This is a genomic window from Pseudomonas sp. PS01297 (assembly GCF_029959305.1).
In the GTDB taxonomy this organism is placed as follows: Bacteria; Pseudomonadota; Gammaproteobacteria; order Pseudomonadales; family Pseudomonadaceae; genus Aquipseudomonas; species Aquipseudomonas helleri.
Map to the genome: position 1 here is coordinate 1 of NZ_JASCPQ010000077.1, position 21,528 is coordinate 21,528.

The following is a 21,528-nucleotide window of genomic DNA, read 5'->3' on the forward strand; positions in this document are numbered from 1 at the left end:
GGCTTGCTCGCGATTCAGGCAGCTCGGTTTGTCTTGAGCACCGCGTTGTTTGCATCGCGAGCAAGCCCGCTCCCACTAGGGTGGTCGATTCTGCCCCGGGAGCGTTAATGGCTGCTGCTGACGACTCTGAAATACTCCAGCGCCTGCTCGCCGGTGAGCAACAGGCTTTTCGGCAACTGGTCAGTACCTATCAAGGGGCCATGCTTGCTGTGGCCTATGCGATTGTCGGCAGTCGGCATGCCGATGAAGTCGTTCAGGACGCCTGGTTATCAGTGGTGCGCAACCTGCGGGGGTTCGAAGGCCGTTCCACCCTCAAGACCTGGCTGCTAACCATCACCGCCAACGCCGCCAAAACCCGCCTTAAACACAATCGTCGCGAAGTCTTGCTCGACGACCTGCCGTCACCCCACGGTACGGTTGATGATGAGCGCTTTGCCAGCGATGGCCACTGGTTATTGGCGCCTTATGCCTGGCACCAGGACACCCCGGAAGCGCTGCTCACGGAACAAGAGTTGCGTGAATGCCTTGAGCGCACGCTGCTCAGCCTGCCGCAACTGCAAAGCTCGGTGCTGCTATTGCGTGAACGCCAGGGGCTGGAGTTGGAGCAGATTTGTAATCTTCTCGACATATCGCTCTCTAATGCCCGAGTGCTGGTGCATCGTGCCCGGCTTAAAGTTTTTGCGACCGTGGAGCATTTCGAGGAGACCGGCGAATGTTGAGCTGCAAGCAATACGTTGCGCGATCAAGTGACCACATGGACCGGCAGTTGAGTGTTCGTGAACGTTTGCAGATGCGCCATCATTTGCTGTTTTGCCCCAATTGTCGGCGTTTTATCCGGCAAATGCGCTTGATGAGTGCCACGTTGAAGGCGCTGCCCGAACCGCTGCCCAATGACCTGGACGCGACGGTTGAGCGGATGCTGAGCGAACAATCGCGTCAGCAGTAGGGCGCAAACGCGAATGCCGTCGGGGATGTGATGGGGACCGACGGCATTCACGCACTGCGGGTAAACACACACCGCTGAAAGAATTCAGCGGCGTGTTTGTTGCGTGAAACGGTTTAGAACTTGGCTTCTACGTCCAGTTGCAGCGTGTTGGTGCTGGCATCTTTCTGGGTGGAGGTTGCGTAGTCAGCCTTGGTCAGGAAGTACGTCACGCCGACACCAAAGTTCTTGTCGATTTCGTAACCCACTTTGAACTTGTGACCGCGAGAACCGGTGGTGCCGTTGGCGAAGTCAGAGTCAGTGAAGGCGCCGACCACGGCGTTACGCTGAATGTCGCGGTAGTTGTAGTCCAGGCTGAAGGCGTTGAGCTTGCTCTTGAAACCCACCAACCAGGCGTCGTCCTGATCGCTGTCGGTCTCGGAGTTGTGCACGTATTGGCCGTACAGCGATAGCGGAACCGGCAGGTTGGCGATGTCGACCTGACCGAAACCTTCCCACAGACGGAACTCGCTGGTGCTGTTGCCGTTAACGGCCAGGGCGCACGGCGTGGTTTTGGTGCCGGTGGTTGGGCAGCGGCTGTCTTCGTCGTTGTGGAAGCCGTAAACGCTACCACCCAGGGTCACTTTCAGGCTGTCGGTCGGTGCGAAACGTGCACCCAGCTGGCCGGCATACATGCTCAAGTCATTTTTGAACTGCACGCCATCGCCGTTCACGTTGTCTTTGAGGGTGTAGTAGCCGGTGCTGCCGAACACTTCGACGCCGCTGCTGCCCAGGTTGGTTTTGTAGGAGGCAGACACACCTTCAGGGTTGATGTCGCTATCCCAGATCACGTCGCCCATGCTGACCCACTGTTGTGGCATCTTGCCGCCCACCAGGTGCAGGTTTTTGATCGCTGTCGGGTGATAGTCAACGTAAGCCATGTCCAGCCACAGCTGCTTCTTGTCGAAGTAGTTGTCCAGGTCCTGGTTGGTGGAGCGTGCGTCGTCGCTGCCGCCGGTGGCGATACGGATGCCGGTGTTCACTTGTGGGTTGATTTCGGTGTAAGCACCCAGGCGAGCACGAATACGTTGGCGGTCACGGTTTTTGCCATCGGATTCGCCATCAATTTTGACGGTTTCCTGACGGACCCGAACATCGCCCTTGAATTCGGTTTTGGCAGCCCAGGCCACTTTTTGTTCGAAAGCGCTGAGGTCAGATTTTTTAACCTGGTCCGCAGCGGCTTCTTGTTGAGCTTGTTTCTCGCTGGTCAACTCGGTTTGCAGTTCGGCGTACTGCGCCGCAGAAATAGAGCCGTTTGCCTTGAGCATTTCCAGTAGTTTTGCATCAACGCCAGCGCTTGCTGGAACACTCATGCCTAATACCAGCCCGCCACACAGTCCCGCCGCAATCCGTGTAGAAACAAGACGCATATGAATCTCCCAGTAGTGAGATGGACGTTGCCACCCCAAAAACACTCGGCCCTTATGGGCTCGCTAATTTGATGTTTACGTGGGTTGATAAGCGCTCACTCATAACCCCGACTTCTAAGAAGCGGCGCCAGTATCACGATTGGATATGACAGAAAAGTGGCACAGTGATAGCAACTCTGTGACAACGCACTCTCGAGCTGAATCGACTCATCTACAGGCGTGGGTTTCTAAGGGATCCAGCCATTGTGTTGAAATGTAAAAGGCGCAGTGTCATAAGCGGGTGCTAACATCGCCGTTCTAAAGCAATAGCCCGGGGCTTTTGAATGCCGTTACAACGTCTGGACAGCCTGTCCGCCATCTCGGCCGAGCAATGGGATGCGCTGGTGCCGGTGGCGCAACCGTTCCTTCGCCATGGGTTCCTCAGTGCGCTGGAGGACAGTGGCAGCCTGGGCCCGCATTCCGGCTGGCAGTCTGAACACCTGCTGCACGTTGAAAACGATCGTGTGCTGGCGGCATTGCCCAGTTACCGAAAATGGCATTCCTACGGCGAGTACGTGTTCGATCACGAATGGGCGAACGCCTGTGAGCGGGCCGGGATCGAGTACTACCCCAAACTGCTGACCGCAGTGCCTTTCAGCCCGGTGAGCGGCCCGCGATTGCTGGCCGCACGACCTGAAGACGGTTTCGAATTATTGGCCGCATTGCCCGGTTATCTGGAGATCGAAGGGCTGTCCAGCGCGCACATCAACTTCACCGATGCGCTGGCGGATACCGCGTTGGCGCAACAGCCTGGCTGGTTGCAACGGTTGGGCTGTCAGTTCCATTGGCAAAACCGCGAGTACCGCGATTTTCAGGATTTTCTCGACGTTCTGAGTTCGCGCAAGCGCAAGCAAATGCGCAAAGAGCGCGAGCAAGTGGCGGGGCAGGGGTTCGAGTTTGAATGGCTGGAGGGCCAGCAAGTGACTGAGGTGCAGTGGGATTTTGTCTACGCCTGCTACGCCAACACCTACGCGGTGCGACGCCAGACGCCGTACCTGACCCGTGACTTTTTCAGCTTGCTGGCCGAGCGCATGCCCGAAGCGATTCGCGTGGTGCTGGCCAAACAAGGCTCAACCCCGGTGGCCATGGCTTTTAGCCTGATCGGGGGCGGCAGCTTGTATGGTCGTTACTGGGGTTGTTTGGCCGAGTTCGACCGTTTGCATTTCGAAACCTGTTTTTACCAGGGCATGGATTACGCCATCGCTCACGGCATCCAGCGGTTTGATGCCGGCGCTCAGGGCGAGCACAAACTGATACGCGGCTTTGAACCGGTGATTACGCACTCTTGGCATTACCTGCGCCATCAGGGCTTGAAAGCTGCCGTCAGTGATTTTCTGGCGCGTGAGCGAGAGGGCGTGCTGGCCTATGCCGAAGAGGCGAGAACGGCGCTGCCATACCGGCAGGCCTGATTCTCGCCGGTTTTGCGGTTAAACGTGTTCGCTGGCCAACGGCGGCTGGCTCGTCTGCAATGACACATCAACAGACCCCAGCCAGCGGTATGTCAGGGCACCGATGGTCGCACCGATCAATGGCGCCAACCAGAACATCCACAACTGCTCAAGGGCCCAGCCGCCCACTATCAACGCCGGGCCGGTGCTGCGCGCGGGGTTGACCGAGGTATTGGTCACCGGGATGGAGATCAGGTGAATCAGGGTCAAGGCCAGGCCAATGGCAATCGGTGCCAGGCCTGGCGGGACCCGTTTGTCAGTGGCGCCCATGATGATCAGGATAAACATTGCACTCATGACCACTTCGCACACCAGTCCCGAGATCATTGAATAACCGCCGGGCGAGTGCTCGCCATAACCGTTGGCGGCAAGGCCACTGGCGGCCAGATCAAAGCCGGGCTTGCCGCTGGCAATGAAGTACAACAGGGCTGCCGCAATCATCCCGCCCAGTACTTGGGCAATGATGTAGGCGGGCAACTCTTTGGCAGGAAAACGGCCACCCACCCACAACCCAAATGACACTGCCGGGTTGAGGTGGCAGCCCGAGATGTGCCCGATGGCGAACGCCATGGTCAGCACGGTCAAGCCAAAGGCCAGGGCAACACCGAGCAGGCCGATCCCCACATTGGGAAAAGCGGCTGCCAGCACCGCGCTGCCACAACCGCCAAGTACCAGCCAGAAAGTACCCACCAACTCCGTTGCCGAACGTTTGAGCAAGTTCATTTAAGGATCCAGGATAGATAACTCTATCGATCAAAAAACACGATTGTGCATCCTGCAATTGACGACAAGATTCATCTGAATCTTTACGTCATTACAGCAGGCGACCGGGGATTTTCCAGACCTCAAAAAAAACGCCAGAGCCCTTTAACGACGGGCTCTGGCGATGTGTTGCGCGGGCTTTACAGGTTGTGTTTTTTTGGATCAGTCGAGGCCGACAAATCCACCCGTTTGGTGTTGCCACAGACGGGCATACAAACCGCCATGTGCGAGCAGTTCGGCGTGGGTGCCGGACTCGGCAATCTGACCTTTTTCGAGGACGACCAAACGGTCCATACGTGCGATGGTCGAAAGCCGGTGAGCGATGGCAATCACGGTTTTACCTTGCATCAAGGTTTCGAGACTTTCCTGGATCGCGGCTTCGACTTCGGAGTCCAGCGCCGAGGTCGCTTCGTCCATGATCAGGATCGGCGCATTCTTCAGCAACACCCGTGCTATAGCGATGCGCTGGCGCTGACCACCCGACAATTTGACCCCGCGCTCGCCCACATGGGCGTCAAAACCGGTACGCCCCTGAGCATCGGAAAGGGCAGGAATAAACTCATCGGCACGGGCTTTTCGCACGGCTGCCCAGAGTTCATCGTCGGTGGCGTCCGGCTTGCCATACAGCAAGTTGTCGCGGATCGAACGGTGCAGCAAAGACGTGTCCTGAGTGATCATTCCTATCTGTTCGCGCAGGCTTTCTTGCGTCACTTCGGCGATATTCTGACCGTCTATCAGAATTTTCCCGCCTTGCAGGTCATACAGGCGCAAAAGCAGGTTTACCAGGGTCGATTTGCCCGCCCCGGACGGTCCGATCAAGCCGATTTTTTCGCCGGGTTTAATCACCAAGTTCAGGTCGCTAATGATCCCGCTCTGTTTGCCGTAGTGAAAGTCCACGTGTTCAAAACGCACTTCACCGCGATCGACCTTCAGGCGTGGCGCGTTGTCCTTGTCCTTGACCGTAACGGGTTGCGCAATGGTTTGGAGACCGTCCTGGACCATGCCGATGTTTTCAAAAATGCCGTTGACCACCCACATGATCCAGCCAGACATGTTGACGATACGAATCACCAGGCCAGTGGCCAGCGCAATGGCGCCCACGCTGATCAGTGACTGGCTCCACAACCACAGCGCAAGGCCGCTGGTGCTGACAATCAGCAGGCCGTTCATGGAGGTGATGGTCACGTCCATGCTAGTCACGACGCGGCTTGCCAGTTGGGTTTTTTCGGTTTGTTCGATGATCGCTTCGCGGGCGTACTGCTGCTCGTAATTGGTGTGGGCAAAGAGCTTGAGGGTGGTGATGTTGGTGTAACCGTCAACGATCCGGCCCATCAATTTAGAGCGCGCATCCGAAGACACCACCGAGCGTTCCTTGACCCGTGGGACGAAGTAATACAACGCGCCGATGTAGAGCACGATCCAGGTCAGCAGCGGGATCATCAGCCGCCAGTCCGCTTCGGCAAACAGCACCAGCGAACTGATGGCGTAGATCAGCACGTGCCACAACGCATCGACGGCCTGCACCGCAGAGTCACGCAGCGAGTTGCCGGTTTGCATGATGCGCTGGGCAATGCGCCCGGCGAAGTCGTTCTGGAAAAAGTTGAGGCTTTGTTTGAGCACATAGTTGTGGTTTTGCCAGCGGATCATGCTGGTCATGCTCGGGCTCAGAGTCTGGTGCACGAGCAGATCATGCAGGCCGAAAAATACCGGGCGAATGATCAGCGCAACCACTGCCATCCAGATCAGCTCACCACTGTGAATGCTGAAAAACTCAGTATTGGGCGTGCCCTGGGCCAGATCGATCAGGGTGCTCAAGTAGCTGAACAGCGAGACTTCAATCAAGGCGGCGACCAGCCCGACCACCAGCAAGGCGGCAAACAGTGGCCAGACCTGGCGCAGGTAATAGATGTAAAACGCCCAAACGGTGTTGGGCGGTGTGGCGCTGGGAGCTTCGCGAAAAATATCGATCAGTTGTTCAAAACGACGATAAAGCATGGTCACTGACGCCCGCTGAGCGGGCTCTCCTTTAGTGGTGTGACCGGCCTGGGCCGGTCAAGCTCCCCGCAGCAATCGAAGCGATTAGTCGATGCGTTTGGCAGACTTGATGTAGATAGGGTCAATCGGCACATCGCGCATGCCGGATTTGCTGGTGGTCTGCGTGTTGACGATGTTGTCCACCACATCCATGCCTTTTACGACTTTGGCAAACACGGCATAACCGGCATCACGGCCCGGATCGAGCATCGCGTTGTCGACCACGTTGATAAAGAACTGGCTGGTCGCGGAGTCCGGGTTGGAGGTGCGTGCCATCGACAAGGTGCCGCGCACGTTATGCAGGCCGTTGCTGGCTTCGTTCTTGATCGGGTCGCGGGTTGTTTTCTGCACCATCTGCCCAGTGAACCCGCCGCCCTGAGCCATAAAGCCCGGGATCACGCGGTGGAAAATGGTGTTGTTGTAAAAGCCGCTATCGACATAATTCAAAAAGTTTTTGCTGCTGATCGGTGCTTTTACCGGGTCCAGTTCGATTTCAATCGGACCGAAACTGGTGTCCAGCAGCACGTGAGGGGCTTTTTGAGCAGGTGGGGTTTGCGCGTTTTTGTTTGCCGCAGGCGTCGCAGCCATCAGGTTGGCGGCGAAGAGCAGGGCGCTGGCAGCAAAAGCAATTTTTTTCAACATAAGTCAAAAGTCCTGAAAAGTGAAAGCAGCAGCGTCAGAGAACGCACGCGCTGTGTGTTGAATAGATGACGGGATGAGGTTGGCACTGATGAATGGCCAGCCGCGAAGCTTGGACAGGATATTCGGGATCTATGTTCCTGCCCACCGCTGTCATGGCTGCAATCTTTGTTTTATGCCTGTTCAGGGGCAGCAAAGGCTGCGTCCAGGGGGGCGGTATCAAAGGTGCGCAACAACTCCACCAGTATTTGTGTCGCCGGGCCCAGCGGTTTGTCTTTGTTGGCGTACAGGTAGAACACCGGGTGGCGGTCACCGCCTTGATCCAGTGGCAACGCTTTGAGCACGCCTTCTTTAAGCTCGCGCTCGATCATGTGTCGGGGCAGCCAGGCAAAGCCCAGGCCGCTGCCCACAAAGGCGGCGGCCGTGGCCAGGCTACCGACTGTCCAGCGTTGCTCAGAGCCCAGCCAGCCTACGTCGCGGGGTTGCTGGCGGCCCGAGTCGCGAATCACCACTTGCAACTGGCTTTCAAGGTCCTGGAAGTGCAGCACCCGTTGCATGCGATGCAGGGCGTGATCGGGATGGGCCACGGCAATGAATTCGACGGTGCTCAGTTCTGTGCCCAGGTAGCCGGGAATATTGAAACTGCTGATGGCCAGGTCGGCCACGCCTTCCAGCAAAACCTCTTCGACGCCCGACAGGACTTCTTCGCGCAGCCGCACACGACAGCCACGGCTCTGCGGCATAAAAGCGGTCAAGGCGCGCACCAGCCGTGCATTCGGGTAGGCGGCGTCAACCACCAGCCGCACTTCGGCTTCCCAGCCTTGCTCCATGTGGTGGGCGAGGTCTTCAAGTTGGCTGGCTTGTTTGACCAGCTGGCGCGAGCGTCGTAGCAAAACGCCGCCGGCTTCGGTGAGCACTGCTTTGCGCCCGTCGATGCGCAACAGCGGCACGCCGAGCTGGTCTTGCATGCGAGCGACGGTGTAACTGACAGACGACTGCGAGCGATGCAGCACCTCAGCAGCTTGCGCAAAGCCACCGTGGTCGACCACCGCTTGCAGCGTGCGCCATTGGTCAAGGGTCACGCGGGGCGCTTTCACGTTGTATTCCTTTGGTAACGAGTCGTTGTGTGGCCGCAGCCTGTTGTACAGGGTACTCATTAATAAACAAATTTATAGATAGGTTGTAGCAGATATTTACGCTTTTTCATCAATGAAATGCCCTCTAGGATTCACTCCATCGCCTTACAGCATTCACAGATGGAGCCTACCGCCCATGTCTAATGTTCTGATCATCGAAAGCAGCGCTCGCCAACAGGATTCCTTTTCCCGCGAGCTGACACAGCAGTTCATCAGTCACTGGAAAACCCTTCATCCGGCTGATCGCCTGACCATTCGCGATGTGGCTGTGAACCCGGTGCCGCATCTGGACGCCGATTTGCTGGGCGGCTGGATGAAGCCTGAAGCGCAGCGTAATGCCGCTGAACAGGCTTCCTTGCAGCGCTCCAATGAGCTGACCGATGAGTTGCTGGCGGCAGACGTGCTGGTACTGGCGGCGCCGATGTACAACTTCGCGATCCCCAGCACCCTCAAAGCCTGGCTGGACCATGTGTTGCGCGCCGGCCTGACTTTCAAATACACCGACACCGGCCCCCAGGGTTTGCTCACCGGGAAAAAAGCATACGTGCTCACTGCGCGCGGCGGGATATATGCGGGTAGCACCGCAGACCACCAAGAACCGTACCTGCGCCAGGTACTGGCCTTTGTGGGCATCCATGACGTGACCTTTATCCATGCCGAGGGCATGAATCTGGGCGGCGACTTCCAGGAAAAAGGGTTGAACCAAGCCAAAGCCAGGCTTTCAGATGTGGCCTGAGCCGGGTCTGTTAATCAACAGATAATCGTTGCATGGCTTAATTCGTTCCACTGCTCCTTCAAGCAAGCGGTTCGCGCATCGAACCTCCCTTGGCACTTTCTTTGAGTGCTATCGCCCGATCAGCCTTGCGCTGGATCGGGTTTTTTTTGCCTGCGGTTTACGGGCCGATAGCGCAGCATGCCGAAAAACCGCTAAGGTCGCGTCCACTCAATACCGGGCGAGAGATTTATGGGTTATTTGCTAGTTGTGACGCTGATTCAGGCGTTTTCCTTCAGCCTTATTGGCGAGTATCTGGCGGGGCACGTCGACAGTTACTTCGCCGTGCTGGTGCGTGTGGTGCTGGCCGGTCTGGTCTTTATCCCGCTGACACGCTGGCGCCAGGTCGAACCCGGCTTCATGCGCGGCATGCTGCTGATTGGCGCCCTGCAGTTTGGTATCACCTACGTCTGCCTGTACCTGAGCTTTCGTGTGCTCACGGTGCCCGAGGTGCTGCTGTTCACCATCCTTACGCCGCTGCACGTCACCCTGATTGAAGATGCGCTGAACCGGCGCTTCAATCCGTGGGCGCTGGTCGCCGCGCTAGTGGCCGTTGGCGGGGCTGCGGTGATTCGGTTCGACAGCATCAGCCCGGACTTCTTCAAAGGCTTCCTGCTGCTGCAACTGGCCAACTTTACGTATGCCGCCGGTCAGGTGCTGTACCGACGACTGGTGGTGCGTTATCCGAGTGAGCTACCGGGCTACCGGCGTTTCGGGTTCTTTTATGTGGGTGCCTTGATTGTGGTGTTGCCGGCTTTCCTGCTGTTTGGCAAAGCGCACTTTTTGCCCGACGCACCGTTGCAGTGGGGCGTGTTGCTGTTTCTGGGCCTGGTGTCGACGGCGCTGGGCATGTACTGGTGGAACAAAGGCGCGTGCCTGGTCAGCGGCGGCACCCTGGCGGTGATGAACAACTTGCATGTACCGGTGGGTTTGCTGCTGAACCTGCTGATCTGGAACCAGCACGAACCGTTGGGCAGGTTAATGTTAGGCGGCACGGTGATTCTGCTGGCCGTGTGGATCAGCCGGCTAGACCGCAAGGCTATCAGGGGCTAAGGTCCTTAAGGCCCAAGGTCTGTTGACGTCTCGTCGCGACCGCAATGAAACGTCAACAGACCCTATCTAACGCCTTAAAGGGGAGTGGGAATGACAGTCAAAGTGTTGATCTTGCCGGGCCTGAATAATTCGGGGGAAGATCACTGGCAAACGCGCTGGGAGAAGAACTACAGCGGTCTGAAACGGGTCAAGCAAGACGATTGGAACACGCCGGTGTGCGCTGACTGGGTTCAGCGATTACACGACAAAGTCACTTCCAGCCAGCGACCGGTGGTGTTGGTGGGGCACAGTCTGGCGTGCAACCTGATTGCGGCGTGGTCGCAGCAGTACCCCGCTGATGCCAAAAACCGGGTTCGCGGCGCGCTGCTGGTAGCCCCCAGCGACACCGAAGCGCCGAGTTATCCGCAAGGCACGTCAGGGTTTTCACCCATGCACTTGGGGAAACTGCCCTTTGACTCGATAACCGTGGCCAGCACGGATGATCCCTATGTCAGCGTCGAGCGCGCGACAGCCTTCAGCGAGGCGTGGGGCAGTGAATTAGTGTGGTTGCAGCAAGCCAGGCACATCAATCATGAGAGTGGCCTGGGTGACTGGCCCGAAGGCATCAAGTTGTTATTCGAACTGAGCGGTGATCCGCAGTTCAAACACAGCTAACGCTGCCACGTCGCCGCAGCCATCACTGGCTGCGGCGACTTACCCGTGACTCAGTCTTCAGCTGCTACGTGCGGCGGGTTGATCTTGTTCATCAGCCCCTGACGCAAGTCATTGCCACTTGGCTGTTGATACACGCTCAAGCCAAACTCCGGCAAGACCGACAACAAATAGTCGAAAATATCGCCCTGGATTTGCTCGTACTCGTCCCACACCGTGGTGCGGGTGAAGCAGTAGATTTCAAGTGGCACGCCCTGGGGCGTGGCTTGCATCTGTCGCACCATGCAGGTCATGTTGGGTTGGATCATCGCGTGGCTTCGCAGGTAGGCCAGTGCGTAGGCGCGGAAGGTACCTATGTTGGTCATGCGCCGACGGTTGGCTGACAACGCCGCGACGTTGCCCTGGGCTTCGTTCCAGCTCTTGAGTTCGGCTTTTTTGCGTGCCAGATAGTCGCTCAGCAAGCGCACTTGCTCCAGGCGCTGCTCCTGCTCGTCGGTCAGAAACCCGACGCCTGCGGCATCAATAAACAGGCTGCGCTTGATCCGTCGACCGCCGGATTGCTGCATGCCGCGCCAGTTTTTAAACGACTCGGACATCAGGCGCCAGGTCGGGATGGAGACGATGGTCTTGTCGAAGTTCTGCACTTTGACGGTGTGCAGCGTGATGTCCATGACATCGCCGTCGGCACCCACTTGCGGCATTTCGATCCAGTCGCCCACACGCAGCAGGTCGTTGCTGGTCAACTGAACGCTGGCGACAAAAGACAACAGGGTGTCTTTGTAGACCAACAAAATAACCGCAGACATGGCGCCCAGACCCGAGAGCAACAGCATCGGCGAGCGGTCGATCAGGGTGGCGACAATGATGATCGCGGAGAACACATACAGCAGCATCTTGCCCAGCTGGATATAGCCCTTGATGGGCCGGGTCTTGGCGTAGTTGGTGCGAGCGTAGATGTCGAGCAAGGCATCGAGCAGGGCGGTGATGACCCGCGTCAACACAAAGATGGTGATGGCCAGGGCCAGGTTGCCGAGGAATTGGCGACCGTTGTCGCTCAGGTCGGGGACCAAATTGCGGCCAAACTGGATCATCAGTGACGGCGTCATTTGCGCCACGCGATGGAACACTTTGTGTTCGCGCAAATCGCTGACCCAGTGCAGGGCTGGCTGGCGCGCGAGCATTTTGGTAACACGCAAGATAATGATGCGGGCAATGTGACCGGCGAGCAGGGCGACGCTCACCAATACGATCAGTCCCAGAACGGACGACAGCCAAGGATAGTTATCCAGGTTGGCCCAAAGGCGTTCAAATTCGCTCCAGAGTGTTTGAGTATCCATAAGTTAAAGCGTTATCCCAAAAGAAATGGCCATGGGATTAGACCATCTCAAGACGATTTAGGGGCTGTCTTTGGACTAAAGACCCTAAAAAAGCATTTGTTTCGCGCCGTTGGTGCAAAGAAACTCGGCCTGAGCGCTCGAAACCGTTACTCTATGCCGCTGATTTTTCGCATTTCTTCGAGGTAGCACCCGTGTTTTCCGATTTCGCCCTGCACGAACGCCTGCTTAAAGCTGTGGCCGAGCTTAAATTTGTCGAGCCTACGCCTGTGCAAGCAGCGGCCATCCCGCTCGCGCTCGAGGGGCGTGACCTGCGGGTTACAGCTCAAACCGGGAGTGGCAAAACCGCTGCTTTCGTTCTGCCGATTCTCAATCGCCTGATTGGCCCAGCCAAAATCCGTGTCAGCATCAAAGCGTTGATTTTGCTGCCGACCCGCGAGTTGGCGCAGCAAACCTTGAAAGAAGTTGAACGCTTTTCGCAGTTCACGTTCATCAAATCCGGCCTGATCACCGGTGGTGAAGACTTCAAGGTGCAGGCCGCCATGTTGCGCAAAGTGCCTGACATCCTGATCGGCACGCCAGGCCGTTTGCTGGAGCAACTGAACGCCGGCAACCTGCAACTCAACGAAGTTGAAGTGCTGGTGCTCGACGAAGCTGACCGCATGCTCGACATGGGCTTCGCCGAAGACGTGCAGCGTCTGGTTGACGAATGCCCTAACCGTCAGCAAACCATGTTGTTCTCGGCCACCACCGGTGGTTCGGGCCTGCGTGAGATGATCGGCAAAGTCTTGAACAACCCTGAGCACTTGCAGCTCAACCAGGTCAGCCAGCTGAACGCTACCACGCGTCAGCAAGTGATCACCGCTGACCACAACCAGCACAAAGAACAAATCGTGAACTGGTTGCTGGCCAACGAGACTTATCAAAAAGCCATCGTCTTCACCAACACCCGCGCCATGGCCGACCGTATCTACGGCCGTCTGGTGGCTCAGGAGTACAAGGCGTTTGTCTTGCACGGTGAGAAAGACCAAAAAGACCGCAAGCTGGCCATTGATCGCCTGAAGCAGGGCGGCGTGAAAATTCTGGTCGCCACCGACGTGGCTGCCCGTGGTCTGGACGTTGAAGGTCTGGATCTGGTGATCAACTTCGACATGCCACGCAGCGGCGACGAATACGTTCACCGTATTGGCCGTACTGGCCGTGCCGGCAACGACGGTCTGGCGATCTCGCTGATCTGCCACGGTGACTGGAACCTCATGTCCAGCATCGAGCGCTACTTGAAGCAAAGCTTCGAGCGCCGCGTGATCAAAGAAGTCAAAGGCACCTACAGCGGGCCGAAAAAGGTCAAGGCTTCGGGTAAAGCCGTGGGCGTGAAGAAGAAAAAGACTGACGGCAAAGGCGACAAGAAAAAGACCGGCGCCAAGGCTCCGACCAAACGCAAAATTGCCAACCGCCCGAAGACCGACGCTCTGTCGCTGGTCAGCAAGGACGGCATGGCGCCGCTCAAGCGCCGCAAGCCAGAAGCCCCGGCTGCTGAGTAAGGTTTACGGATAAGGTTTGCCTCTCGGTCTTTTAAGAGCAAAAGATCGCGAGGCAAGCTCGCTCATAAGACCCTGTAGGAGCGAGCTTGCTCGCGATCTTTTGATCTTGATCTGGTTTTTGATCTTGATCTAAGCCGTAAGAGGCTCCGTTAAACCACGCAGGCCGATCGCAGCCTTCGTACCTCGTCAGCGACTACAGTGGTCTGTTTGATGCGCGACAGCGCGGCGTCGAAGACGCGAAGGCTTTGTAATCCCTCTCTCAATAAAACGTACGTTCAGCCTTGAACGTCAGTAACCCATCGCATTGCGGGTTTTGCCCCGAGTACGCCGAGCAATCACCGCCGTCGAGGCTGGAGTCGCTGTAGATCACGTTCAGGTTCACGCCCATCCAGGGCCGTGAGAAGGTGATCGACCAATCATTGAACGTACGCACGCTGCCGCCATCGGCGATGGATACCGGCGTGCCCAGTTGGTGGGTGGTGTATTTCAGGCTGACCCCGACGCCCAGCGTGCGATTGGCGCCCAAATCGGCAAACACGGTGCTGTCGCGTCGATCCGGGTCATTGCTGAACGCTGCGCCAAAGCGCGTACCCAACACTGTCAGCCCCGCATAAAACTGCTGGCTGTCCATGGGGCTGACCTTGGGGTAGCTGTAATGAATCATCCCCAGTTCATAGCTCAGGGTCTGGTCAAACGGGTGTTTGTAACCGAGGTAGGAATCGACTTCCAGGTTGCTGCCGGGCTTGAGGCCCATGGTCGGTGCCCATTGGCCGACATACCAGCCGCTGTTGTGCGTGAGGTCCAGGCCGCCATGGAAGGTAGAACCCGGGCTGGTCGGCTTGACCAGGCCTTGGGCCATGCTGCGGCTGGGCTGGGTGCCCATTCTGAGGTCGAAGTCGCCCAGCTCGCGTGAAAACACCTGTGCGTTGACAGCCGCGCTGGACAGCAATGTGCCGGTGAGCAGTAACGCTCGTGTGAGCATAGGTCACTCCCTTGACAACTGGATGCAGTGATTGGCTCGAAGGCTTGGTTTAGAGAGGTTCAAGCATACGGATGTATGCCGGCAGATGGGGGCCGTTCGTCGATTTCTTGAGAGGAGGGGGTTCAGGAGTCCCAGCGCTTTGGAAGGCAAAGCGCATCAGGACCACTATAAAGCGGGGGATATTACTTTTTACCCAGCGAAATCTGTTTGGATGCGCCGAAAGTTTGGCCGCTGACGCCTTTGTCAATTTGCTGGATCTCGCCACCGGACTTCAAGAATGCGGCAATTTGCGCATTGATTGAATCACTGGTTTCAACAGCGGGAGCTGGCTTTACTTTGCTGGCGGATGCTTTTACACGCATGGCGGCTATTCACCTGTAGAAAATAACTTGGCCAGCGATAGTAACTGAAATACTTGACAATTGCTTGTTAAATATCCTCCTGAAATATTATAAGCACCGTGGCATTGCACATAATCAACACTCTACGCGTCCGCTAACCCGCTGTTTTAATTCATATCATCGGGTTGTTTTTGCGCTGCTCGGCAGGGGCTTGAGGGCTCGTCGGGCTGACGAGTGGTCCTAGGGTCGAGGCAAAAATCCTTGATAAATCAGGCCTTTTGTAAAAAATGTGAAAGCCTTGCTGCGCTGCTCCAATTTACCGGGCCAAACTCGGGTAGAATGCTGCCCACGTAATGAGGGTATTGGACATGGCTTTAATCGGTCGCTACAACAGTTTGCAAGTGGTTAAACACACTAACTTCGGTTTGTATCTGGATGGCGGAGCCGACGGGGAAATCCTGTTGCCCAATCGCTATATTCCGAAAGATATTCCCAGTGAAGATGAAGACTGGCTAAACGTATTTGTTTATTTGGACAGCGCTGACAAGTTAATTGCCACCACTGAAAAACCAAAAGTTCAAGTCGGTGAGTTTGCCAGTCTTAAAGTCGTCGAAATTAATAGCATCGGTGTTTTCCTTGATTGGGGCCTGCCGAAAGATTTGCTGTTGCCGTATTCCGAAGAAAAACGCCAGATGACCGCTGGCGAATATGTGGTTGTCCACGTTTACCTGGACAAGCACACACGCCGCATCACGGCTACGGCCCGCCTGGACCGCTACCTGGACAAAACCCCGGCCAACTACCATGTGGGCCAGGAAGTTGATCTGCTGGTGGCTGAGGCCACGGATATGGGCTTTAAAGCCGTGATCAACAACAAGCACTGGGGCTTGATCCACAAGAACGAAGTGTTCAAGTTCCTGCGTGCGGGCAAGCAAGAGAAAGGCTATATCAAGGAAGTTCGTGCCGACGGCAAGATCAGCCTGAGTTTGCAGCCAGTCGGTCAGGAGGCATCCAGCAGCCTGAACTCGAAGATCCTCAGCAAGTTGCGTGAAAACAACGGCGTACTGCCGGTCAGTGATAAAAGTGCACCCGAGCAGATCAGCAACCTGTTTGGCGTCAGCAAGGGCAACTTCAAGAAGGCCATTGGTGCGCTCTACAAGGAAGGCAAGATTGTGATCCACGCGGACCGCATCGAACTGGTTTAAACCAGCGGCCTGCGCTGTTTTTATCTTTTGGGTGTGGCTATGAGTGGTTCGCGGCGAGCAACGGATGCTTTTGCACTGCAAGTCATGCTGGGGTTGTGCCTGATCTGGGGTGTCCAGCAGGTGCTGATCAAAGTGGCTGCACCTGATATTTCCCCGGTCATGCAGGCCATGGCCCGCTCGGGGATCTCGGCGCTGCTGGTGGGGCTGGTGATTTGCTGGAAGGGTGGTTGGGACCAGGTGCCCTACACCTGGCGCGGCGGATTGCTCGCAGGCAGTTTGTTTGGCCTGGAGTTTTTCTTTATTGCGCAGGGTCTGCATCTGACCAGCGCGGCGCACATGTCGGTGTTCCTCTATACCGCGCCGATCTTTACTGCGCTGGGGGTGAACTGGCTCTTGCCCAGTGAGCGTCTGCGGCCGCTGCAGTGGCTGGGGATATTCCTCGCGTTTCTGGGCATTGCATTCTCCTTTGCCGGCGGCATGTCGTTCGCGGATATGGACCCCGACGTCTTGCTTGGCGATGCCTACGGCGTGCTGGCGGGCATGGCCTGGGGCGTCACCACTGTGGTGGTGCGTGGCTCCAGGCTCTCTGAGGCACCGGTCACGCTGACCCTGTTTTACCAGTTGATCGTGGGCTTTATCGGCCTGCTGGTGATTGCCCTTGCCACAGGGCAGATCACCCACTTCAGCTTTACCGGGCTGGCCATTGGCAGCGTCTTGTTTCAGGGCCTGGTGGTGTCTTTTTTCAGCTACCTGATGTGGTTTTGGCTGCTCAAGCGTTACCTGGCCTCCAATCTGGCCGTGTTTTCGTTTATGACGCCCTTGTTCGGGGTGACCTTTGGCGTGTTGATACTGGATGAGCCATTAAGCTTCAACTTCGCCGTGGGCGCGGTGCTGGTGCTGCTAGGTATCACTTTTGTCAGCGCGGAGCAGTGGGTGCGTCGCAAGGTGCGCGCACTGCTACAAAATTAACCAGTTGCAAGGCCAGTACCCCGGCCAGCACCAGGCCGCTGGCCGCGATGATCAGCGCCGGGTGCAGGCCGCCACTGAAATGGCTGCTGACGGCTGCCAGCAAAGGCCCGCCCAGTTGGCCGACGGCAAAGCAGGCGGTGAGCAAGGCGGCATTGCGCTGAGTGGCGTGGGGGGCGATGTCGCGCGAGCTTTGCATCACCAGCGGCATGCAGGCCAGGAACGGCGTGCCGCATAAAGCCACCCCCAGCGCCAGGCCCGCACTGCTGGGCAGCAAGCATGCCAGCACACCGGCTGCCTGCACCCACAGGGCGGCCATCAGCCACAGGCGAGTGGTGCGCGGCGAGGGCCGGTGAAAGCTGATCAGCACCACGCCAATGGCCGCGCACAGGCCGAAAGCTGGCCAGAACAAATCGGCTTGCCATTGACCGCGAAATTGCGCGCTGGCCATTTGCGACAAAAACGTCGCCGGAATGATGTACCCCAAGCCATACAGCGCATAAATGGCTCCCAGACGGGTGATACCGGGGTGACGTGGGCTTGTGGGCGCCGTCTGCACGTGCGGAGCAAGGCCGTTGGCGGGTGGCAGGATCGGCATGATCACCAGCAGCATGAGCAAGGCGGCCACCGCGTAGATCAGCCACAACATGGACGAGTTTTGCCCTTGAACGTTGGCAAACAGCGCGAGCAATCCGGTCAGCACCACGCCAATGCCGGGCCCTGCAAACACCAAGGCACCCAAGCGCGGCCGGTTAGCGCTGACCGCGATTTGCTGGCTGAGCGCGGTGATCATCACCATCACCCAGGCACTCGCCACCCCGGCGCCAAAGCGCAGCAGCAAATGCGGCCAGAAGCCTTGTGCCCAGTACGAAATCAGCGTCAGCACCACGCACAGCCATAAGCCGGTGTGCAGTCGGCCACGGACTTGCTCCGGGCGTCTGGCGCGAATGGCATCCAGCGCGCCAATCAAATAGCCAAGATAGTTGGCGGCGGCAATCAGCCCGGCGCCGGTCAAGTCGATCTGACCTTCGCTGATCAAGTGCGGCAGTTGCGGGGTGAGTGAAAAACGGCCAATCCCCATGGCCATCATGAGTGCGATAAAGCTGGCGAGCAGACGAGTCAGGGCTGACATGCTGTTAATTCCCGGGCAGTGACAATGACCGTCAGGCTAGCGGTGATTGACTTTCTATAAAATTGAATAATAGTGAGTGACTTGTTCAGTTTTGGAGAATGGCGTGGAATTCAGCCAATTACGGATTTTTCAGGCCGTGGCCGAAGAAGGCTCGATCACCCGCGCAGCTGAGCGTCTGCACCGCGTGCCTTCCAATCTGTCAACCCGGCTCAAACAACTGGAAGAGCAAATGGGTGTCGAGTTGTTCATGCGTGAGCGCCAACGCTTGCAATTGTCCCCGGCGGGCAAAGTGCTGCTCGATTACACCACACGCCTGTTCGCCCTGCGCGATGAGGCGCTGGGCGCGGTACAGGGCGGCGTGCCGTCCGGCAAATTCACCCTTGGCACGATGTACAGCACCGCGGCGATCCATTTGCCCGCTTTGCTGGCTCGCTACCACCGCGCCTACCCGGCAGTGAACCTGCACGTACAGTCGGCGCCGAGCGGAGAATTGCTCGAAGGGTTGCTCACCGGGCGTCTGGATGCGGCGCTGGTGGATGGCCCGCTTGAGTTGGCCGGGCTTGATGGCGTCGAGTTCTGTGAAGAGCAACTGGTGATGATCAGCGATCTGGATCATCCACCGATCACCCGCGCCCAGGACGTGCAGGGCCGTGAGGTGTTCGCCTTCCGTCAGGGCTGTTCGTACCGCACCCGCCTTGAGGCCTGGTACGCCAGCGATCGGGCGGCGATGGGCCGCGTGATGGAGATTGAGTCCTATCAGGGCATGCTGGCGTGTGTAGTGGCGGGGTCGGGTGTGGCGTTGATGCCAGCTTCGATGCTGGCCAGCTTGCCGGGCCGTGAAAGTGTCGGTGTACATCCCTTGAAACAACCTTTTGCCTCTGCCACTACGTGGTTGATGTGGCGAAAGGGCATGCTGGGCGCCAACTTGAATGCGTGGATAACGTTGCAGCAGACGGCGTCCGTTAAAAGCGACGTAGAAGTTGCAGCACAACGCGCATCGGCCTGACTTGAAAAGAGGAGGATTAGCCTAAAGTTCATTGACCTTAAGCAAGCATCTTGTAGGACTTAGGACTATTATCTGTACGAAGCGACCAAGGAATCCGGTCGCAAGTGTGGCCCCAAGGGGGAAATATGAAAGACAAACTGAAAAACTGGCTGCATGACGTCGGTGTTGCACTGGGCCTGATTGAGCCTCCGCTGCAACCAATTCCGATCCCTGTCGAAGACCCGCGTCGCCGTCCGCAACGTCGCCGTTAAGACGGTGGCAGCGTAAGCGCCTGATATCGAAAAAAACGGGCACGACCTCCGACGTCGCGCCCGCTGAAGAAAGTGGGTATCAGGCAGCGCTGGCCACTGTGGCCGGGCGCCGATCCAGCAAGCTGACCACGATAAAGCTGATAAGCCCTACAGCCAGGCTGTAGTAGATCGGCGTATTGGCGTCCAGACCATCCTTGATCATAAAAATCAGCGCCGTGATAAAGCCCAGGCTCATGCTGCTGATGGCGCCTGCCGTCGTGGCGCGCTTCCAGTAAATCGCCCCGATCAATGGCACCAGCATGCCGCCAACCAGCAGGTTGTAGGCCAGCGTGAGGGCGCTGATAACGTCGCTCACCACCAAGGCAATCGCCAGCACCACAAGGCCTGTGAGCATGGTGAACAGGCGGTTGATCTTCAGGCTCGATTGTTTGCCGCCGCGCAGTTTGGGCAGCAGGTCTTCGGTCAATACTGTGGACGCGGCGAGCAAGCCGGCACTGGCGGTGGACATCATGGCGGCCAGGGCGGCAGCAATCACCAGCCCGCGAATGCCGTCCGGCAGCGAAACCTTAACGATGGCGGCGAAAGCGTTGTTGACGTTGCCCAGGTCCGGGATCAACACATGGGCTGCCATGCCGATCAGGGCACAGGTCAGGCCGTAAAGGATGCAGTAGAACCCTGCGAACGTACCGGCGTACTTGGCCACCTTGTCAGTTTTGGCGGTAAACACGCGCTGCCAAATGTCCTGTCCGATCAGAATGCCGAAGAAGTAAATCATGAAGTAGGTGATGATGGTGTCCCAGCCGATGCTGGTGAAGCTGAAGTTCGACGCTGGCAGTTTGCTCACCAGCTCATCCCAGCCGCCAACACGGTACAGACAGATGGGCAGCAGCACGAACATCAGGCCCACGGTCTTGATCACGAACTGCACGATGTCAGTCAGGGTCAGTGACCACATCCCGCCAATGGTCGAGTACACCACCACCACGCCACCGCCGAGCACCACCGACACCCAGAACGGCAGGCCGAACAACACTTCAAGCACGGTGCCGATCGCCAGAATGGAGGTCACGCCGATCATCAGGGCATACGCCAGCATAATCACCGCGCTCGCCTGGCGAGCCATCGGGTTGTAACGTTTTTCCAGCACTTGGGTCACGGTAAAGATTTTGAGTTTGAGCAACGGCTTGGCCAGGAACAGGTTGAGCGCGATGATCCCGCAACCCAGGGCCGCGCACAGCCAGAAGCCTGAAATCCCGTGTACATAACCCAAACGCACCGTACCGACGGTTGAAGCACCGCCCAGCACCGTGGCGGCCATGGTGCCCATGTACAGCGTCGGGCCCAGGTTGCGCCCGGCGACCAGGTATTCTTCGTGGGTTTTTGCCTTGCGCATGCCGTAGTAACCCAGCACCAGCATTGCCGCAGCGTAGATAAGGACGACTATTAGGTCTAAAGCCATGATGGCGAGTCTCCGATTATTTTTTTTATGAGGCGATCAGGCGATGGGTGGCATCACCGCTGTTTCGGGTGTGGCGTTGGGTGTATTGCGTGGCGCGCGCGTTGCCCAAAAACAGGCGAAATACATCCCTGAGTCCGGTTCTGCGTGCGTTGTTCGGAGTCGGGTTAACTCCTGGTGAATTAATGTGGCCCGCATTATTGGGGCTGTTTTTATTATTCATGATCATCTCCGATCACACTGGCTAAGGGGGCGGCAGCCTTTCCGACAAAGCGGACAAACATTCGTAACAGGCCAGCCAAAGGCCTTTTGTTCTTGTGTGCTGGCTCAGGTCTTGAAGACCGGAGCCGCGCGATCCTGGCTAAAGAATTGCTCCCCTTGCATGCGCCGCTCGCTGGCCGCGTCATGCACAAAAACGGCCCGGTCAG

22 protein-coding genes are annotated in these 21,528 nt (G+C 57.4%); 11 read left to right on the forward strand and 11 right to left on the reverse strand.

Features of this window, described 5'->3' with window-relative positions; genetic code table 11:
• Positions 1-107 precede the first annotated feature (107 nt).
• Complete coding sequence (locus QMX84_RS19770; RefSeq protein ID WP_262126269.1) at positions 108-719, forward strand: RNA polymerase sigma factor; 612 nt, start codon at positions 108-110, stop codon at positions 717-719.
• A complete protein-coding gene (locus tag QMX84_RS19775) occupies positions 713-946 on the forward strand; it encodes a zf-HC2 domain-containing protein (RefSeq protein WP_262126268.1) in 234 nt (77 codons plus the stop codon). The genes QMX84_RS19770 and QMX84_RS19775 overlap by 7 nt, the downstream gene beginning before the upstream one ends.
• 113 nt (positions 947-1,059) lie before the next feature.
• Here QMX84_RS19775 and QMX84_RS19780 read toward each other — a convergent pair whose 3' ends face one another.
• On the reverse strand, positions 1,060-2,352 hold the full coding sequence (locus tag QMX84_RS19780; RefSeq protein ID WP_194289369.1) for a putative porin: 1,293 nt from the start codon (positions 2,350-2,352) through the stop codon (positions 1,060-1,062).
• Between the two features lie 323 nt (positions 2,353-2,675).
• On the opposite strand from QMX84_RS19780, the gene QMX84_RS19785 reads away from it, so the two are divergent.
• Positions 2,676-3,800 carry a GNAT family N-acetyltransferase gene (locus QMX84_RS19785; RefSeq protein ID WP_282364595.1) on the forward strand — a complete coding sequence of 375 codons (1,125 nt, stop codon included), beginning with the start codon at positions 2,676-2,678 and terminating at the stop codon, positions 3,798-3,800.
• A gap of 18 nt (positions 3,801-3,818) precedes the next feature.
• On the opposite strand, the gene aqpZ is transcribed toward QMX84_RS19785, so the two are convergent.
• The 4 genes from aqpZ to QMX84_RS19805 form a co-directional block, all read right to left on the reverse strand.
• On the reverse strand, positions 3,819-4,562 hold the full coding sequence (gene aqpZ, locus QMX84_RS19790; RefSeq protein ID WP_282364596.1) for an aquaporin Z: 744 nt from the start codon (positions 4,560-4,562) through the stop codon (positions 3,819-3,821).
• A gap of 201 nt (positions 4,563-4,763) precedes the next feature.
• Positions 4,764-6,596 (reverse strand): ABC transporter ATP-binding protein, encoded by a 1,833-nt coding sequence (locus QMX84_RS19795; RefSeq protein ID WP_048371545.1) that lies wholly within the window; start codon positions 6,594-6,596, stop codon positions 4,764-4,766.
• Positions 6,597-6,680: 84 nt separating this feature from the next.
• Entirely contained in the window at positions 6,681-7,277 is a 597-nt protein-coding gene (locus QMX84_RS19800; RefSeq protein WP_262126264.1) for a peptidylprolyl isomerase, read from the reverse strand.
• Positions 7,278-7,447: 170 nt separating this feature from the next.
• Positions 7,448-8,371, reverse strand: a complete 924-nt coding sequence (locus QMX84_RS19805; protein WP_048371541.1) for a LysR family transcriptional regulator — start codon at positions 8,369-8,371, stop codon at positions 7,448-7,450.
• Positions 8,372-8,546: 175 nt separating this feature from the next.
• Here QMX84_RS19805 and QMX84_RS19810 point away from each other — a divergent pair, with 175 nt between their 5' ends.
• From QMX84_RS19810 to QMX84_RS19820, 3 genes are all read left to right on the forward strand, one after another.
• On the forward strand, positions 8,547-9,146 hold the full coding sequence (locus QMX84_RS19810) for an FMN-dependent NADH-azoreductase (RefSeq protein WP_282364597.1): 600 nt from the start codon (positions 8,547-8,549) through the stop codon (positions 9,144-9,146).
• 228 nt (positions 9,147-9,374) lie between these two features.
• Positions 9,375-10,235: a carboxylate/amino acid/amine transporter gene (locus tag QMX84_RS19815; protein ID WP_282364598.1), complete on the forward strand. Its 861-nt coding sequence runs from the start codon at positions 9,375-9,377 to the stop codon at positions 10,233-10,235.
• Positions 10,236-10,325: 90 nt separating this feature from the next.
• Complete coding sequence (locus tag QMX84_RS19820) at positions 10,326-10,889, forward strand: alpha/beta hydrolase (protein ID WP_153335080.1); 564 nt, start codon at positions 10,326-10,328, stop codon at positions 10,887-10,889.
• 50 nt (positions 10,890-10,939) lie between these two features.
• On the opposite strand, the gene QMX84_RS19825 is transcribed toward QMX84_RS19820, so the two are convergent.
• On the reverse strand, positions 10,940-12,223 hold the full coding sequence (locus QMX84_RS19825) for a mechanosensitive ion channel family protein (protein ID WP_282364599.1): 1,284 nt from the start codon (positions 12,221-12,223) through the stop codon (positions 10,940-10,942).
• Positions 12,224-12,414: 191 nt separating this feature from the next.
• On the opposite strand from QMX84_RS19825, the gene QMX84_RS19830 reads away from it, so the two are divergent.
• Positions 12,415-13,761: a DEAD/DEAH box helicase gene (locus QMX84_RS19830; protein WP_282364600.1), complete on the forward strand. Its 1,347-nt coding sequence runs from the start codon at positions 12,415-12,417 to the stop codon at positions 13,759-13,761.
• A 259-nt stretch (positions 13,762-14,020) separates the two neighbouring features.
• Here the strand turns inward: QMX84_RS19830 and QMX84_RS19835 are convergent, their stop codons facing one another.
• Positions 14,021-14,743, reverse strand: coding sequence for a TorF family putative porin (locus QMX84_RS19835; protein ID WP_048371529.1), 723 nt, complete (start codon positions 14,741-14,743; stop codon positions 14,021-14,023).
• A 182-nt stretch (positions 14,744-14,925) separates the two neighbouring features.
• The gene (locus tag QMX84_RS19840) at positions 14,926-15,105 is read right to left on the reverse strand and encodes a hypothetical protein (protein ID WP_048371526.1); all 180 of its coding nucleotides are present in this window, start codon (positions 15,103-15,105) and stop codon (positions 14,926-14,928) included.
• Between the two features lie 347 nt (positions 15,106-15,452).
• On the opposite strand from QMX84_RS19840, the gene QMX84_RS19845 reads away from it, so the two are divergent.
• Together QMX84_RS19845 and QMX84_RS19850 are read left to right on the forward strand one after the other, a co-directional pair.
• Positions 15,453-16,289 (forward strand): S1-like domain-containing RNA-binding protein, encoded by an 837-nt coding sequence (locus QMX84_RS19845; protein ID WP_262126258.1) that lies wholly within the window; start codon positions 15,453-15,455, stop codon positions 16,287-16,289.
• A 39-nt stretch (positions 16,290-16,328) separates the two neighbouring features.
• The gene (locus QMX84_RS19850) at positions 16,329-17,258 is read left to right on the forward strand and encodes a DMT family transporter (protein ID WP_048386128.1); all 930 of its coding nucleotides are present in this window, start codon (positions 16,329-16,331) and stop codon (positions 17,256-17,258) included.
• On the opposite strand, the gene QMX84_RS19855 is transcribed toward QMX84_RS19850, so the two are convergent.
• Positions 17,206-18,387, reverse strand: a complete 1,182-nt coding sequence (locus QMX84_RS19855) for an MFS transporter (protein WP_262126257.1) — start codon at positions 18,385-18,387, stop codon at positions 17,206-17,208. The two genes, QMX84_RS19850 and QMX84_RS19855, sit on opposite strands and share 53 nt — an antisense overlap.
• 103 nt (positions 18,388-18,490) lie before the next feature.
• On the opposite strand from QMX84_RS19855, the gene QMX84_RS19860 reads away from it, so the two are divergent.
• Both QMX84_RS19860 and QMX84_RS19865 read left to right on the forward strand, forming a co-directional pair.
• Complete coding sequence (locus QMX84_RS19860) at positions 18,491-19,393, forward strand: LysR family transcriptional regulator (protein ID WP_262126256.1); 903 nt, start codon at positions 18,491-18,493, stop codon at positions 19,391-19,393.
• Between the two features lie 125 nt (positions 19,394-19,518).
• Positions 19,519-19,644: a PA1414 family protein gene (locus tag QMX84_RS19865; protein ID WP_256677203.1), complete on the forward strand. Its 126-nt coding sequence runs from the start codon at positions 19,519-19,521 to the stop codon at positions 19,642-19,644.
• Positions 19,645-19,723: 79 nt separating this feature from the next.
• Here QMX84_RS19865 and QMX84_RS19870 read toward each other — a convergent pair whose 3' ends face one another.
• Entirely contained in the window at positions 19,724-21,103 is a 1,380-nt protein-coding gene (locus tag QMX84_RS19870; protein WP_153329257.1) for a sodium:solute symporter, read from the reverse strand.
• 25 nt (positions 21,104-21,128) lie between these two features.
• Positions 21,129-21,323, reverse strand: coding sequence for a hypothetical protein (locus QMX84_RS19875; protein WP_153373595.1), 195 nt, complete (start codon positions 21,321-21,323; stop codon positions 21,129-21,131).
• Positions 21,324-21,528: the final 205 nt, after the last annotated feature.

Excerpts from the sequence above, each read along its gene's own strand:
- QMX84_RS19850 (WP_048386128.1), top strand. The coding sequence starts at position 16,329 with ATGAGTGGTTCGCGGCGAGCAACGGATGCTTTTGCACTGCAAGTCATG.
- QMX84_RS19825 (WP_282364599.1), bottom strand. The coding sequence starts at position 12,223 with ATGGATACTCAAACACTCTGGAGCGAATTTGAACGCCTTTGGGCCAAC.
- QMX84_RS19865 (WP_256677203.1), top strand. The coding sequence starts at position 19,519 with ATGAAAGACAAACTGAAAAACTGGCTGCATGACGTCGGTGTTGCACTG.
- QMX84_RS19840 (WP_048371526.1), bottom strand. The coding sequence starts at position 15,105 with ATGCGTGTAAAAGCATCCGCCAGCAAAGTAAAGCCAGCTCCCGCTGTT.
- QMX84_RS19785 (WP_282364595.1), top strand. The coding sequence starts at position 2,676 with ATGCCGTTACAACGTCTGGACAGCCTGTCCGCCATCTCGGCCGAGCAA.
- QMX84_RS19780 (WP_194289369.1), bottom strand. The coding sequence starts at position 2,352 with ATGCGTCTTGTTTCTACACGGATTGCGGCGGGACTGTGTGGCGGGCTG.
- QMX84_RS19820 (WP_153335080.1), top strand. The coding sequence starts at position 10,326 with ATGACAGTCAAAGTGTTGATCTTGCCGGGCCTGAATAATTCGGGGGAA.
- QMX84_RS19795 (WP_048371545.1), bottom strand. The coding sequence starts at position 6,596 with ATGCTTTATCGTCGTTTTGAACAACTGATCGATATTTTTCGCGAAGCT.
- QMX84_RS19855 (WP_262126257.1), bottom strand. The coding sequence starts at position 18,387 with ATGTCAGCCCTGACTCGTCTGCTCGCCAGCTTTATCGCACTCATGATG.
- QMX84_RS19775 (WP_262126268.1), top strand. The coding sequence starts at position 713 with ATGTTGAGCTGCAAGCAATACGTTGCGCGATCAAGTGACCACATGGAC.
- QMX84_RS19770 (WP_262126269.1), top strand. The coding sequence starts at position 108 with ATGGCTGCTGCTGACGACTCTGAAATACTCCAGCGCCTGCTCGCCGGT.
- QMX84_RS19870 (WP_153329257.1), bottom strand. The coding sequence starts at position 21,103 with ATGGCTTTAGACCTAATAGTCGTCCTTATCTACGCTGCGGCAATGCTG.
- aqpZ (WP_282364596.1), bottom strand. The coding sequence starts at position 4,562 with ATGAACTTGCTCAAACGTTCGGCAACGGAGTTGGTGGGTACTTTCTGG.
- QMX84_RS19835 (WP_048371529.1), bottom strand. The coding sequence starts at position 14,743 with ATGCTCACACGAGCGTTACTGCTCACCGGCACATTGCTGTCCAGCGCG.
- QMX84_RS19800 (WP_262126264.1), bottom strand. The coding sequence starts at position 7,277 with ATGTTGAAAAAAATTGCTTTTGCTGCCAGCGCCCTGCTCTTCGCCGCC.
- QMX84_RS19810 (WP_282364597.1), top strand. The coding sequence starts at position 8,547 with ATGTCTAATGTTCTGATCATCGAAAGCAGCGCTCGCCAACAGGATTCC.
- QMX84_RS19875 (WP_153373595.1), bottom strand. The coding sequence starts at position 21,323 with ATGAATAATAAAAACAGCCCCAATAATGCGGGCCACATTAATTCACCA.
- QMX84_RS19815 (WP_282364598.1), top strand. The coding sequence starts at position 9,375 with ATGGGTTATTTGCTAGTTGTGACGCTGATTCAGGCGTTTTCCTTCAGC.
- QMX84_RS19845 (WP_262126258.1), top strand. The coding sequence starts at position 15,453 with ATGGCTTTAATCGGTCGCTACAACAGTTTGCAAGTGGTTAAACACACT.